10 protein-coding genes are annotated in these 14,952 nt (G+C 71.2%); 9 read left to right on the top strand and 1 reads right to left on the bottom strand.

Translation table 11 applies throughout. The annotated features are described in order from the left end of the window. Nucleotides 1-215: 215 nt before the first annotated feature. The 8 genes from QO011_RS00225 (at nt 216) to QO011_RS00190 (ending at nt 12,019) form a co-directional block, all read left to right on the top strand. Complete coding sequence (locus QO011_RS00225) at nt 216-1,499, top strand: glycosyltransferase family protein (RefSeq protein WP_307266197.1); 1,284 nt, start codon at nt 216-218, stop codon at nt 1,497-1,499. Next, nucleotides 1,496-2,764, top strand: a complete 1,269-nt coding sequence (locus QO011_RS00220; protein ID WP_307266195.1) for a glycosyltransferase family 4 protein — start codon at nt 1,496-1,498, stop codon at nt 2,762-2,764. The genes QO011_RS00225 and QO011_RS00220 overlap by 4 nt, the downstream gene beginning before the upstream one ends. Further along, on the top strand, nt 2,761-3,900 hold the full coding sequence (locus QO011_RS00215; protein ID WP_307266192.1) for a glycosyltransferase family 4 protein: 1,140 nt from the start codon (nt 2,761-2,763) through the stop codon (nt 3,898-3,900). The genes QO011_RS00220 and QO011_RS00215 overlap by 4 nt, the downstream gene beginning before the upstream one ends. After that, nucleotides 3,897-5,816 carry a glycosyltransferase gene (locus QO011_RS00210; RefSeq protein WP_307266189.1) on the top strand — a complete coding sequence of 640 codons (1,920 nt, stop codon included), beginning with the start codon at nt 3,897-3,899 and terminating at the stop codon, nt 5,814-5,816. The genes QO011_RS00215 and QO011_RS00210 overlap by 4 nt, the downstream gene beginning before the upstream one ends. Before the next feature lie 213 nt (nt 5,817-6,029). Continuing rightward, nucleotides 6,030-7,901, top strand: a complete 1,872-nt coding sequence (locus tag QO011_RS00205) for an ABC transporter ATP-binding protein (RefSeq protein WP_307266187.1) — start codon at nt 6,030-6,032, stop codon at nt 7,899-7,901. Continuing rightward, nucleotides 7,898-9,832: an ABC transporter substrate-binding protein gene (locus QO011_RS00200; RefSeq protein WP_307266183.1), complete on the top strand. Its 1,935-nt coding sequence runs from the start codon at nt 7,898-7,900 to the stop codon at nt 9,830-9,832. The genes QO011_RS00205 and QO011_RS00200 overlap by 4 nt, the downstream gene beginning before the upstream one ends. Continuing rightward, a complete protein-coding gene (locus QO011_RS00195) occupies nt 9,829-10,848 on the top strand; it encodes an ABC transporter permease (protein ID WP_307266180.1) in 1,020 nt (339 codons plus the stop codon). Before QO011_RS00200 ends, QO011_RS00195 begins: the two co-directional genes overlap by 4 nt. Before the next feature lie 4 nt (nt 10,849-10,852). Next, complete coding sequence (locus QO011_RS00190; protein ID WP_307266177.1) at nt 10,853-12,019, top strand: ABC transporter permease; 1,167 nt, start codon at nt 10,853-10,855, stop codon at nt 12,017-12,019. 18 nt (nt 12,020-12,037) lie between these two features. Here QO011_RS00190 and QO011_RS00185 read toward each other — a convergent pair whose 3' ends face one another. Next, nucleotides 12,038-12,517, bottom strand: a complete 480-nt coding sequence (locus tag QO011_RS00185) for a class I SAM-dependent methyltransferase (protein WP_307266175.1) — start codon at nt 12,515-12,517, stop codon at nt 12,038-12,040. Between the two features lie 175 nt (nt 12,518-12,692). On the opposite strand from QO011_RS00185, the gene QO011_RS00180 reads away from it, so the two are divergent. Continuing rightward, a complete protein-coding gene (locus tag QO011_RS00180) occupies nt 12,693-14,942 on the top strand; it encodes a mechanosensitive ion channel family protein (protein ID WP_307266172.1) in 2,250 nt (749 codons plus the stop codon). Nucleotides 14,943-14,952 lie beyond the last annotated feature (10 nt).

Here is a 14,952-nt window from a genome sequence, read left to right as displayed (position 1 = left end):
CCCCGGCCATCCAACCGGCGCCGGCACGGCCGCACGGCCGCGGCGCTGCCCCGCCGCGACCGGCAAAAGACCGCGGGACCGACACAGCCCTGCCTCGCGCTCCGGCTAGTCCTCGTCCCCGCAACGCGATCCTGCCCGACGTCGACTGATCCGAACGGCATTCCATCCGCGACGGCTTGCTCTACCTGGTGCGACACTTCGGAGATCATTGAGGCATGTTGCACTATCTCACCGGAGGGGGCGGGCCGCGGCATGGGCGCGAGAAGCGCCCGCCGCGCGTGCTGATCTACAGCCACGACACGTTCGGGCTCGGGCATCTCAGGCGCTCGCGCGCCATCGCCAACCGGCTGGTGCAGGCCGATCCGAGCGCCTCGGTGGTGATCATCTCCGGCTCGCCGATCATCGGCAGCTTCGAGTTCGGCGACGGCGTCGACTATGTCCGGGTGCCGGGCGTGGTGAAGCTGCCGAACGGCGACTACACCACCCTCAGCCTCAACCTGCCGCTGGACGAGGCGGTGGCGATGCGCGAGGCGATCATCCTGCAGACGGCGCGCACGCTGCGCCCCGACCTCGTCATCGTCGACAAGGAGCCGACGGGCTTTCGCGGCGAGCTGATCCCGGCGCTGGACGAGCTCCGGGCCCAGGGCGCGCGCATCGTGCTGGGCATCCGCGACGTGATGGACGATCCGGCGGTGCTGGTGCCGGAATGGGAACGCAAGGGCGCGGTCGATGCGCTGATCCAGTATTACAACGATATCTGGGTCTACGGGCTGAGGGAGATCTACGAGCCGCTGGCCGGCCTGCCGCTGCCCGAGGACATGACCCGGCGCATCGTCTACACCGGCTATCTCCGGCGCGAGGTGCCGCCGCCGCCCAACCTGGTGCGCTATCCCCGCCTGACCCGCGGCCCCTTCGTGCTGGTGACGACGGGCGGCGGCGGCGACGGCCACGAGCTGATCGACTGGGTGCTGTCGGCCTACGAGGCCGACCCGAGCATCGCCATGCCGGCGCTGATCGTGTTCGGCCCGTTCGTGGCGCGCGACCGGCGCGGCCCGTTCATGGAGCGGGTGGCGCGCCTGCCCAATGTCGACGCCATCACCTTCGATGCCAAGATCGAGCACCTGATGAGCAAGGCGACGTCGGTGATCTCGATGGGCGGCTACAACACGTTCTGCGAGATCCTGTCGCTCGACAAGCGCGCCCTGATCGTGCCGCGCAAGAGCCCGCGCCTCGAGCAGTCGATCCGGGCCGAGCATGCCGCCCGCCTCGGCCTCCTGCGCCAGCTCGACGGCGCCAATCTCGATCCGGGCGCGGCGCGCGACCCGATGGAGATGGCGCGGGCCATCCACGACCTGCCGACGCAGCCGCTGCCCTCCCGGGCCTTCCTGCCGCAGCTGCTCGACGGCCTCAACCAGATCGAGCGCCTGACCACGGCCTGGTTCCAGGCCGGCGAACGGCTCGCGCCGATCGAGGTGCTGGGCAAGGTGGCCGGCGAATGACGCAGGCCCCGCCGGGCCAGCCCCGGATCGCGGTGGTGGTGAAGGGCTATCCGCGCCTGTCCGAGACCTTCATCGCCCAGGAGCTGCTGGGGCTGGAGCAGGCCGGGCTGGCACTGGAGATCTGGTCGCTGCGCCGCCCGACCGACGGCGCGGTGCACGAGATGCACCTGCGCATCGCCGCGCCGGTGCACTACCTGCCCGAATATCTCTACCAGGCGCCGTGGCGGGTGCTGAAGGGGGCCTGGGCGGCGCTCCGCCGGCCGCGGCTGCGCCGCGTGCTCGCCGTGTTCTGGAAGGACGTCCTGCGCGACCCCACCCCGAACCGCGGCCGCCGGCTCGGCCAGGCGCTGGTCCTCGCCCACGAGCTCTCCGATGCGGTCCGCCATGTCCACGTGCACTACCTCCACACGCCGGCCTCGGTCGCCCGCTATGCGGCGCTCCTGACCGGCCGGACCTTCAGCTTCTCCGCCCACGCCAAGGACATCTGGACCACGACGGACTGGGAGAAGCGCGAGAAGATCGCCGACAGCGCCTGGGGCGTGACCTGCACCTGCGTTGGCTGCGAGACGCTGCGGCGCCTTTCGCCCGACCTGGAGCCGGAGAAAGTGTCGCTGGTCTATCACGGCCTCGACCTCTCGCGCTTCCCGGAGCCGCCGCAGCGGCGGGCGGACGCGGACGGCAGCGGCGCGGAGCGCGCGGTGGCGATCGTTGCCGTCGGCCGCGCCGTGGCCAAGAAGGGCTTCGGCGACCTCCTGGAGGCGCTGGCGCGGCTGCCGGCGGACCTCGCGTGGCGCTTCACCCATATCGGCTCGGGCGAGCTCCTGCCTTCGCTGAAGGAGCAGGCGCGGCGCCTCGGCCTCGCCGACCGCATCACCTGGCGCGGCGGCCTGCCGCAGCAGGCGGTCATCGAGGCCCTGCAGGCGGCCGACCTGTTCGCGCTGCCGTGCCGGGAGGGCGAGGCGGGCGACCGCGACGGACTGCCCAACGTGATCATGGAGGCGGCGACGCAGGCCCTGCCGATCCTGTCGACGCGCTTTGCCGGCGTGCCGGAATTCGTGCGCGAGGGCCGCGACGGCGTGCTGGTGCCGCCCGGCGACGTCGCAGCGTTGGCGGCTGCCCTGGAAGCGCTGATCCGCGACCCCGCCCGGCGCGCCGCGCTCGGCGTCTCCGCGCTGGAGCGCCTGCAGAGCGGCTTTTCCTTCGGGGCCGGCATCGCCACGCTCGTCGCCAAGTTCGACGAGAGCCTGGCCGCCGCCGCGCCATGAGCGCCGGCTTCCCCGTCGCCTTCTACGCGCCGCTGAAGCCGCCGGACCATGCGACGCCGTCCGGCGACCGGGAGATGGCGCGGCTGATGCTGCGGCTGATCGGGCGCTGCGGCGGGCGGCCCGAGCTCGCCTCGCGGCTGAGGAGCTACGACGGCAAGGGTGATCCGGCCGGCGCCGTCGCCCGGATCGTCGAGGCCGACCGGGAGGCGGCGCGCCTGGTGGAGGCCTATCGCGCCCGCCCGGCGGCCGAGCGGCCGGCGCTCTGGTTCACCTATCATGTCTATTACAAGGCGCCGGACCTGATCGGCCCGCGCGTCGCCCGCGCCCTGGCCATCCCCTATGTCGTCGCCGAGGGCTCGCGCGCGTCCAAGCGCGCCGGGGGGCCCTGGGCCCTCGGCCACGCCCAGGCGGAAGCGGCCCTCGACGCTGCCGACCTGATCCTGATCCTCAATCCGCGCGACCGGCCGGCCCTGGAGGCGGCGCGGCCGGCGCACCAGCGCCTGGCGCTGCTGCCACCCTTCCTCGACGAGGCCGACTGGCCGACCGCCATGACGGCGCCTGCGCGGAGCGAGGACGGGGGGCTGCGCTTCCTCACCGTGGCGATGATGCGCCCGGGCGACAAGCTCGCCTCCTATCGCCTGCTCGCCGAGGCTTTGGCGCAGATCAAGGCGACGGACTGGCGGCTCGACATCGTCGGCGACGGGCCGGCGCGGCCCGAGGTCGAGGCCCTGTTCGCCCGCTTCGGCCAGCGGGTCCGGCTGCACGGGCTGATCGAGGACCGCGCCGCGCTCGGCCGGTTCTACTGTGACGCCGACCTGCTGCTCTGGCCGGCAGTGAACGAGGCTTTCGGCATGGTGTTCCTCGAGGCAGGTCTGCATGGCCTGCCGGCGGTCGCCGGCGATTTCGGAGGGGTCGGTGCGGTCGTCCTTGACGGCGAGACCGGTGTGCTGACCAGTCCCGGCGATGCCGGCGCCTACGCCGCCGCCGTCGGGCGGCTCTGCGCCGATGCGGCTCTGCGCCGGCGGCTCGGCGCCGCGGCCCGCGCTTTCGTTCGCACGCAGCGCTCGCTCGACAGCGCCGCCGCAGCCTGCGATGCCCTGCTGGGCGACCTGCTCGGCCGCCGGAGCGGCGCATGAGCGTCTCCGTCCTCGTCGCCGTCACCCATCTCCTCGGCGTCGGCCACCTCACCCGCGCCGCGGCGCTGGGGCGCGGCCTCGCCGCGGCCGGGCACCGCGTCACCCTGGTCAGCGGCGGGCGGGCGGCGCCGCTGGTCTCGACCGAGGGCCTGACCCTGGTGCAGCTGCCGGCGGTGCAGTGCCGCGGCGTCGACTTCCGCACCCTGCTGGACGACGACGGGCAGCCGATCGGCGAGGCGCGGCGCCAGGCCCGCATCGCCCGGCTGCTCGCCGCGCTCGAAGAGGCCGATCCCGACGTCGTCGTCACCGAGACCTTCCCGTTCGGGCGGCGGCAGCTCGCGGCCGAATTTCAGGCCCTGCTCGCGGCGGCCGCGGCGCGGCCGCGCCCGCCGGCGGTGCTGGCCTCGATCCGCGACATCCTCAATCCGCCGTCCAAGCCCGAGCGCGTCGTCGAGGCGGAGGCGGTGCTGGGCCGCTTCTACCACGGCGTCATGGTGCACGGCGACGCCGCGGTGACGCCGCTCGCAGCCTCCTGGCCGGTGAGCCCGGGCCTGGAACGCCGGCTCGTCTATACCGGCTATGTCGCCGAGGGCGCCGCGCCGGCCGCCGCGGACGAGAGCGACAGGGCCGAGATCCTGGTCTCCGGCGGCGGCAGCGCCGCCGGCCTGCCCCTGTTCGAGGCGGCGCTCGGCGCTGCCGCCCTGCTGGCCGGGCCGTGGCGCTGGCGCATCCTCGTCGGGCACGGCGTGCCGGCCGCGGCCCTCGAGGCACTGGCGGCCCGCGCCGGCCCGCAGGTCACGGTGGAGCGGGCGCGCGCCGATTTCCCGGCGCTGCTGGCCCGGGCCGCCGTCTCGGTGAGCCAGGCCGGCTACAACACCATGATCGACCTCGCCCAGGCCCGCACCCCGGCGGTGCTCGTGCCCTTCGAGCAGGGCAACGAGGCCGAGCAGCGGCTGCGGGCCGGGCGTTTCGCCGCGCGCGGCGTCGCCGGGATCGTGCCCGAGGCGGACCTGTCGCCGGAGGCCCTGGCGCGGGCGGTGGCGGAGGCCCTGGAGCGGCCGCGGCCGGCGGGGCCGGGCCTCGATCTCGGCGGCATCGCCGGCAGCGTGCGGGCCGTCGAGGCCGCGGCCGGGCGCCGCGAGGCGCGCCTTGCGGCCTGGTCGCGGCTCGACCGGGCCCTGGCCCATGCCGCGGCGGCGCAGCGGGCGGTGCGGATCTGGTGGCGCGACGACGACGCGGTCGCGCCCGGCCCGGCGCTCGACCGGCTGCTGGCGCTCTCGCGCCGCCACGGCGTGCCGCTGGCCCTGGCGGTGATCCCGGCATCGGCCGAGCCGGCCCTGGCCGGGCGGCTGCAGGACGAGCCGCTGGCGAGCGTGCTCGTCCACGGCTACAGCCACCGCAACCACGCGCCGGCGGGTGCGAAGAGGCAGGAGTTCGGCCATCGCGATCCCGCTGCCATGGCGGCCGAGCTCGCCGAGGGGCTGCGGCGTCTCGTTCGCCTGTTCGGCAGGCGCTGCCTGCCGGTGCTGGTGCCGCCCTGGAACCGCATCGATCCCGCCCTGGTGCCGCGCCTCGCCGGCCTCGGCTTCGCCGGGCTGTCCGTGCACGGGCCGCGCCCCGGCGCCTCGGCTGCCGGCCTCGCGCTGGCCAACACCCATCTCGACCCGATCGACTGGAAGGGCGATCGCGGCCTCGCCGAGGAGGCGGGGCTGGTCGATCGCCTCGCCGCCGAGATCGAGCGCCTCGCCGCCGGGGCGCAGGAGCCGCTCGGCCTTCTCACCCATCACCTCGTCCACGACGCCTGGCTATGGGGCTTCGTCGAGCGGCTGCTGCAGCACCTCGCCGGCAGCCCGGCCGTGCATTTCGCCCCGGCCTCGACGCTGTTCGGGAACCCGGAGGGCCGAGAGCGAGTCTAAATCGTGCTGGAACATCGACTTTGGCACGATTAGGGTTAGCGTAGAACAAGGGGGCAGGCGGGAACGACGGGCGCGGCTCTTCGCATTCCTGTCATGCCTTTGGGGTTGTACGGGGCGGCCGGTGCCGGAAGGCGCGGCGGGCGTCCCGTGCGACGCCGCTGCATCCGGTTGGTGGACGAGGGCGAGCGTTTGGGCACCGAGCCTCTGCTGAGCGTGCGTGATCTCAGCGTCGATTTCGACGGCGACGCCGGGCTCGTGCACGCCGTGCGCTCGGTCAGCTTCGACCTGATGCCCGGCCGCACCTTCGCCGTGGTCGGGGAGTCCGGCTCGGGCAAGTCCGTCACGGCCCAGGCGATCCTCGGCATCCTGTCGAAGCGGGCGCGGATCACCGGCGGCTCGATCGTCTTCCGCGACCCGCTCGGCGGCGCGCCGGTCGACATCGCCAGGCTCGATCCGAACGGGGAGGCGATGCGCGCCATCCGCGGCGGGCGCATCGCCATGATCTTCCAGGAGCCGATGACCTCGCTGTCGCCGGTGCACACCGTCGGCGATCAGGTCACCGAGGCGCTGCGGCTGCACGCCAAGGTCAGCCGCAGGGAGGCGGAGGAGCGCGCGGTCAAGCTGTTCGGGCATGTCGGCTTCCACAAGCCCAAGCGCATGCTCACCACCTATCCCTTCGAGCTTTCCGGCGGCATGCGCCAGCGCGCCATGATCGCCATGGCTCTGATCTGCAAGCCCGCCCTCCTGATCGCCGACGAGCCGACCACCGCGCTCGACGTCACCACCCAGGCGCAGATCCTGGCCCTGATCCGCGACGTGCAGGCGGAGAAGGGCACGGCGGTGATGCTGATCACCCACGACCTCGGCGTGGTCGCCAACATGGCCGACGACGTCCTGGTGATGTATCGCGGCGAGGTGATGGAGCGCGGCCGGCGCGACGACATCTTCCTGCGGCCCCAGCATCCCTATCTCAAGGCGCTGATCCGGGCCGTGCCGCATTTCGACATGCCGCAGGCCGAGCGGCTGACGCCGCTGCGCGAGATCAAGGTTTCCGGCATCGAGATGTATTCGGCCGGCTGCGAGACCGCCGGCCCGGCCAAGGGACGGCCCGTGCTGGAGATCGCCGGCGTCTCCAAGGTCTTCACCATGCGGGCCGGCCTGTGGTCCGGACGGCGCGAGACGATCACGGCGCTGTCGCGGGCGAGCCTGTCGATCAAGGCCGGCGCCACGGTGGGCCTGGTCGGCGAATCCGGCTCCGGCAAGACCACGCTCGCCCGCATCGTCATGCGCGCGGTGAAGCCGGACGAGGGCCACGTGCGCTTCGACGACGGCAGCGGCCCGCGCGACGTGTTCGCGCTCGATGCCGAGGCGCTGAAGGCCTATCGCCGCACGGTCCAGTTCGTGTTCCAGGACCCGTTCTCCAGCCTCAACCCGCGCATGACCGTCTACGACATCCTGTCGGAGCCGCTGATCATCCACGGCATCGGCGATGCCGACCGGCGGCACCAGCGGGTGAAGGCGCTGCTCGACCTGGTCGGCCTCGACCCGCGCTACCTGCGCCGTTATCCCCATTCCTTCTCCGGCGGCGAGCGCCAGCGCATCGGCCTGGCGCGCGCCCTGGCGCTGTCGCCCTCGGTGATCCTGTGCGACGAGCCGACCTCGGCGCTCGACGTCTCGGTGCAGGCCCAGATCCTCAACCTGCTGAAGGATCTGCAGAAAGCGCTCGGCATCTCGCTGCTGTTCGTCTCGCACAATCTGGCCGTGGTCGACTACATGGCCAGCGAGATCGCCGTGATGTGCCGCGGCCATATCGTCGAGCAGGCGCCGCGCGACCTGCTGTTCCGCGCCCCGCAGCACCCCTACACCAAGGCCCTGCTCGCGGCGATCCCGGAGCCGGACATCAACCGCCCGCTCGATTTCGCCGTCATCCGCGACGCGGCCTATTCCGATCCGGCACGCTGGCCCGAGCCCTACACGATCCACCCCGAGGGCCCGCCCCCGGCGATGGTCGAGGTGGTGCCCGGCCACTGGGTGCGCGTGGGCGAAGCCGTGGCGGCCGAACCCCGAAGGATGGCGATCGCATGAGCATGCTCGTCCGCCTGGGACTGTCCGCCGCCGTCGGGCTCTGCCTGCTGGCCCTGCCGGTGCGGGCGGACGGTCCGAAGTTCATCGAGCCGCCCTCGCTCGCCAAGGACGTCGCCGCGGGCAAGCTCGAGCCGGTGGCGCAGCGCCTGCCGAAGACGCCGCTGGTCTCCGACATGCTCGACCGCAAGCGCACGATCGGGCGCTATGGCGGCCAGCTGCGCATGCTGGCCGCCAAGGCGCGGGACCTGCGCTACGTCACGGTCAACGGCTATACGCGGCTCGTCACCTATGACGAGAATCTCAATCTCAAGCCCGACGTCCTGGAGAAGTTCGACAACGAGGGCGACCGGGTCTTCACCTTCACCCTGCGCGAGGGGCATCGCTGGTCGGACGGGGCGCCGTTCACCACCGAGGACTTCCGCTACTACTGGGAAGACATCGCCAACAATCGCGAATTGTCGCCGTCCGGGCCACCCGACCTGTTCATCGCCGGCGGCAAGCTTCCCAAGGTCGAGATCCTCGATGCCCGGCACATCCGCTACAGCTGGGACACGCCCAATCCGCGTTTCCTGCCGTCGCTCGCCCTGCCGCGGCCGATCTTCATCTACTCGCCGGCGCATTATCTCAGGAAGTTCCACGCCAGATATGCCGACCCCAAGCAGCTGGCGGCGCTGGTGGCCAAGAAGAAGGCGACCTCCTGGGCAGCGCTGCACAACAAGCTCGAGGATCCCTACGAGGCGAGCAATGTCGACATGCCGGTGCTCGATCCCTGGTATGTCGTGACCAAGGCGCCGGCCCAGCGCTTCGTGTTCGAGCGCAATCCCTATTTCCATCGGGTCGACCCGGAGGGGCACCAGCTGCCCTATATCGACCGGGTCGTGGTCGACATCGCCTCGGCGGGTCTGTTCGCGGCGAAGGCCAATGCCGGCGAGGTCGACCTCCAGGCCCGCGGCCTGTCGATGGCCGACGTCCCGGTGCTGAAGGAGGGCGAGGCGGGGCACAAGTACCGCACGCTGCTCTGGCCGATCGCCCGCGGCTCGGCCTTCGCGCTCTATCCCAACCTGACGACCAACGACCCGGTCTGGCGCAAGCTGCTGCGCGACGTCCGCTTCCGGCGCGCCCTCTCCCTGGGCATCGACCGGCACACCCTGAACAACGCGCTGTGGTTTGGCCTCGGCATCGAGGGCAATGACACGGTGATGCCCGAAAGCGCCCTCTACCAGCCGGATTTCCGCACGGCCTGGGCCGACTTCGACCCGGAACGGGCCAATGCCATGCTCGACGACATCGGCCTCGCCAAGCGTGACCTCTCGGGCACACGGCTGCTGCCGGACGGGCGGCCGCTGGAGATCCTGGTCGAGGTGGCCGGCGATGCGGCCGACCTGATCGACGCTCTGCAGATCACGGCGGAGTTCTGGGCCGATATCGGCGTCGAGCTGGTGATCAAGCCGCAGGACGCGTCGAACCTGCGCCAGCGCTCGTTTGCCGGCGAGACGGTGATGGTGGCCTCCCAGGGGCTCGACAACGCGCTGCCGACGGCGCTGATGTCGCCGGGCGAGCTCGCCCTGACCCGGCAGGACAATTTCGCCTGGCCGAAATGGGGCCAATATTTCGAGACCGGCGGACGCGTCGGCGAGGCCCCCGACATGCCGGAGGCCAAGCAGCTGATGGACCTCTACGACCAGTGGCTGACCTCCAGCGACCTGTCGGCCAAGGCCCACGCCTGGACCGAGATGCTGCGCCTGCACGCGGAGAACCAGTGGGTGATCGGCACGGTCGCCGGCAGCATCCAGCCGGTGGTCGTCGCCGAGCACCTGAAGAACGTGCCGGCCAAGGCGGTGTTTTCCTGGGAGCCCACGGCCATGCTCGGCGCCTACCACATCGACGAATTCTACTTCGACGATCAGTCCGACCAAAGCGCTTCGCAATGATCATCTACGTCCTGCGCCGCCTGGTGACGATGGCCGTGACGCTGCTGGTCATCTCGATGCTGATCTTCGTCATCATCAAGCTGCCGCCCGGCGACTATCTCACCAACCGGCTCGACGAGCTGCGCTCGCAGGGCGATCCGGCCAGCGCGGCCAAGGCCGACATGCTGCGGGCCCAGTACGGGCTCGACAAGCCGATCTGGTATCAATACGCGACCTGGGTCGGCATCTGGCCCAAGCCCAGCGGCTTTTCCGGCCTGCTGCAGGGCGACTGGGGCCAGTCGTTCGAGTATGACGTCCCGGTGAGCGAGGTGGTGGGCGCCGCGCTCGGCATGACGCTCCTGATCAACCTGGCGACGGTGATCTTCATCCACGTCGTGGCGATCCCGATCGCCATCTATTCGGCGACGCACCGCAACTCGGTCGGCAGCCACGTCATCACGTTCCTGGGCTATATCGGGCTGGCGACGCCGAGCTTCCTCCTCGCCCTGGCCCTGCTGTTCTATCTCAACCGCTGGTTCGGCATCTCGATCGGCGGCATGATGGACCCGGTCTATGCCGACCAGCCGATGTCGATGGCCAAGCTCGGCTCGGTCCTCAGCCACCTCGTCGTGCCGGTGGTCGTCATCGGCCTCGCCGGCACCGCGGGCATGATCCGGCGCATGCGCGCCAACCTGCTCGACGAGCTCAACAAGCAATACACCGTCACCGCCAAGGCCAAGGGCCTGCCGCCGACGCGGGCGCTCCTGAAATACCCGTTCCGGATCGCGCTCAACCCCTTCGTCGCCGATATCGGCAACATCCTGCCGCACATCGTCTCCGGCTCGGTGCTGGTGTCGCTGGTGCTCAGCCTGCCCACGGTCGGGCCGATCCTGCTGCAGGCGCTGAAGGTGCAGGACCAGTACCTCGCCGGCTTCATCCTGATGTTCGTGGCGGCGCTCACCGTGGTCGGCATGCTGATCGCCGACCTGGCGCTGGCCGTGCTCGATCCGCGCATCCGCCTCGGCCAGCATGGCTGATCCCATGACCGACGTCACGCCGCTCGCCGCGGGCCACTACGCCAATCCCGCGCCCTTCGACCCGCATGTCTCCAAGGAGATGTCGGCGGCGGAGGAGAAGTTCTACCGCGCCTCGTCGCTGACGCTGATCTGGTGGAAGTTCCGCCGGAACCGCGTGGCGCTCGTGGCCGCCGGCTTCCTGCTGGCGCTCTATCTCAGCCTGCCCTTCGTCGAGATCCTGGCGCCCTATCCGCTGAGCAAGCGCCACGGCGATTTCATCTACGCGCCGCCGCAGGCGGTGCATCTGTTCCATCAGGGCCAGATCACCTGGCCGCACGTCTATCCCTACACGTTCAAGTTCGACCTCGAGAGGTTCCAGCGCACCTACATCGTCGACAAGAGCAAGCCGCAGGCGCTGCGCTTCTTCTGCCGGGGCGAGCGCTATCACTTCTGGGGCGGCGTGCGGCTGGACTTCCACCTGATGTGCGCGCCCGAGGGCGGCACCATGTTCCTGTTCGGCACCGACAAGCTCGGCCGGGACCTGTTCTCGCGCATCATCTACGGCGCCCGCATCTCGCTGACGGTGGGGCTGGTCGGCATCCTCGTGTCCTTCGTCATCGGCCTGACGCTCGGGGGCCTCGCCGGCTATGTCGGCGGCTGGGTCGACAGCGCGGTCATGCGCCTGATCGAGGTGCTGCGGTCCCTGCCGGAGCTGCCGCTGTGGCTCGCCCTGTCGGCGGCTCTGCCGCCGAACTGGAGCCCGATCCTGGTGTTCTTCGGCATCACCATCATCCTCGGCCTGCTGGACTGGCCGGGACTGGCGCTGGCGGTGCGCTCGAAGCTGAAATCGCTGCGCTCGGAGGACTATGTCCACGCCGCCGAGCTGATGGGCGCCTCGCGGGCGCGCATCATCGGCCGCCACCTCATCCCGAACTTCATGAGCCACCTCATCGCCAGCGCCACGCTGTCGATTCCGGCGATGATCCTGGGCGAGACGGCGCTGTCCTTCCTCGGCCTCGGCCTGCGCCCGCCGGTGACGAGCTGGGGCGTGCTGCTCAACGAGGCGCAGAATCTCGCCGCCGTCGACATCTATCCCTGGCTGATGATCCCGATGGTCCCGGTGATCCTGGTCGTCCTCGCCTTCAACTTCTTCGGCGACGGATTGCGCGATGCGGCCGACCCCTATCACTGAGGCTGCGCCGCCCGCGGCTCAGCGCCTGATATAGATGAAGTAGCGCTCCGCCGGCACCTCGGGCGGCAGCGGCAGGCCGGCGAGGTCGGGATGGTGCAGGGCGAGGCCGCTGGCGACCAGGCCGCCCTGCGCCAGCGCCGCCGCGGCGACGCTGGGCAGCCAGAGCGCGGTCTCCCCGTCGATCTCGGCATAGCCGGTCTCGATGTCGGCATGGACCAGCGCCGCGCCGATGCCGGCAAAGGCGGCGGCGGTGTCGCGGATCTCGCCGATGACGAGGTCGCCCTCCGGCGGGGCGGAGCCGCGATGGGCGACCAGCGCCCGGTCGAAGGCGAGGATCCGCCGGCCGGGCAGGCGCTCGCGCAGGTGGTCGTAGGTGCGGCCGTTGCCGAGCCCGAGCTCCAGCACCGGCCCTTCCAGCCTCGCCACCACGGCGCAGACATGGTCGAGGACGTCGCGCTGGGCGGTGACGCGGCGGATGAAGCTGTCGAGTCGGCTCATGGGACGGGTCCGGATTCCTGCGGGCTCTCTCCCACGGACGGGCGCGCAAGCCAAGCGCCCTGCCGTCCCCGATTGGCGGCGGCGTGGTCCACTCGCTATAGTGGCCGAAGCCGCGACAAGTTGCTCGGATTGCAAAGTGCAGGCAGGTTCGGGAGAACCTGCTCAGGGGGAGACAATGGGCCGTCTGTACCGCGTCCTGGTCGTGATGCTCCTCGTCGCGCTTCCCCACGCCGTCGCCGCGCAGACCCCGGCATCGCCGCCTCCGCCGCTGACCCAGCAGCAGTTCGACACGCTGGTCGGCGAGATCACCAAGGCCGTGGCCGAGAAGCTCGCGACGGAAGCGCCGGCGGCCAAGCCGGCCGGACCCGCGCCGGCGGCCGCCCCGCCCGCCAAGACCGCCCCCAAGCCGGCCGACGCCCCGCCGATGGCGACGATGGGCAATGACCAGCCGACCGACAAGATGTTCGTCGACTTCATCGCGCGCACGCGCTCGATCCTCGCGGCCTATCCCGATCTGCTCGATCATCTCGGCCGCATCCCCGGCTACTTCGTGGCCGACATGAACAACGGTCGCCCGGTCCTCGTCTTCCTCGTCATGCTGGTGCTGGCGGCCGGCTGCGCGCTCGGGGCGGAGGCGGCGATGCGGGCGGCCACCACGCCGCTGCGCCGCCGCCTCGCCGCCGGCATCGCGGGCCCGGCGGGCCTCGGCCGGCTGGCCGCGATCGCCGGGCTCGACGGGCTCGGCCTCGGCGCCGTCTGGCTGGTGAGCTACGGCTTCGTCGCCGTCTGGTTCCGCGACGTGGTGCCCCAGGACCGTTTCGCCTATCTCGTGCTCACCACCATCTTCGCCTGGCGCCTGGCCATGCTGGTGTTCCACGTCGCCCTCAGGCCGTCCCTGCCGCCCGCCCGGCTGGCCGAGCTCGACGATGCCGACACGGCTGCGATCTACCTTTGGATCGGTGGGGTCATCGCCCTGGTGCTGATCCTTCACGACGTGGTGCGCATCCTGATCGCCGCCAAGGCACCGGACGAGGCCGTCGCCCTGGCCGAGCTGATCGACGCCGTGCTGGTGCCGGCCGCGTTCATCCGGGCCGCGGTGGCGCTGCGCGAGCCGGTGGCGCGCTGGTTCCGCGGCCTGTCGCGCAACGGGCAGCCGGGGCCGGTCCAGGCCGTCCTGGCCCGCGGCTGGCTGGTCATCGCCATCCCCGTCTTCGTGGCGCTCGGCCTTGCCCGCGCCTACGGCGCGATCACCGACCAGATGGCCATCCGGGAAGCCGTGGCGCTGAGCATGGACATCCTGATCGGCCTGCTGCTCCTGGAGACGCTGCTCGACAAGGCCGGCCGGCTGATGGGGCGCGATGCGGACCAGGCGGTCGGCCATATCAGGCATCGCATCATCGAGGCGGTGGTGCGCTGCCTGCGCGTCGCCATCCTGATCGGGGCCGTCGTGCTGCTGGCCCGCGCCTGGCTGGTCGATGCGAGCGGCATGATGGACATGGAAGGCTACGGCGCGCTCGCCCGCTCGGCCCGCGCCGCCGGCCTCACCCTGTTCGGCGCCTATTGCGCCTGGCAGGTGGTCAAGTTCTTCACCGACCGCCACAGCGCCATCGCCAGGCCCCTCATGCCCGGCCAGTCCGGCGATGATCCCACCGCCTCCGCCGGCTCGCGCCTGGCCACGCTGATGCCGGTGCTGCGCGTCGCCTTCCTGGTGCTGATCTGCATCCTGGCGGTGCTGACCAGCCTGTCGCAGCTCGGGGTCAATATCACCCCGCTGATCGCCGGCGCCTCGATCGCGGGCCTCGCCATCTCCTTCGGCAGCCAGACCCTGGTGCGCGACATCGTCTCCGGCGTGTTCTACCTCGTCGACGACGCCTTCCGCGTCGGCGAGTATATAGACTGCGGCAAGGCCAAGGGCACGGTCGAAGGCTTCACCCTGCGCTCGCTCCGCCTGCGCCACCAGAACGGGCCGGTGCACACCATTCCCTTCGGCCAGCTCGGGCAGATCACCAATTACAGCCGCGACTGGTCGACGATGAAGTTCAACCTGCGCTTCGTCCGCAACACCGACGTGGAGAAGCTGCGCAAGGTGGTCAAGAAGATCGGCCTGGAGATGCTGCAGGATCCGGAGATGAAGGACGAGTTCCTGCTGCCGCTCAAGCTGCAGGGCGTCACCGACATCACCGACAATGCGCTGGTCTGCCGCTTCAAGTTCACAGTGAAGCCGAACAAGCCGACCGTGATCCAGCGCGAGGCGATCAAGCGGATGATCCGCGCCCTGCCGGAGGCCGGCATCGAGTTCGCCAACGCGACCACCGTCGCCGTCCAGACGCTGGGCGGGCCGGTCGAGCAGGCGGCCGCCGCGGCCGCCGGCAACGCCATGGTGCGGGCGGCGGCGGAGCGGGAGGCCGCGGCGGCGGCCGGCTGACGGCGCCGGC

Source organism: Labrys wisconsinensis (assembly GCF_030814995.1).
GTDB lineage: Bacteria > Pseudomonadota > Alphaproteobacteria > Rhizobiales > Labraceae > Labrys > Labrys wisconsinensis.
The sequence above is the reverse complement of the archived record's forward strand: the minus strand, read 5'-3'. Positions and strand labels throughout refer to the sequence as shown.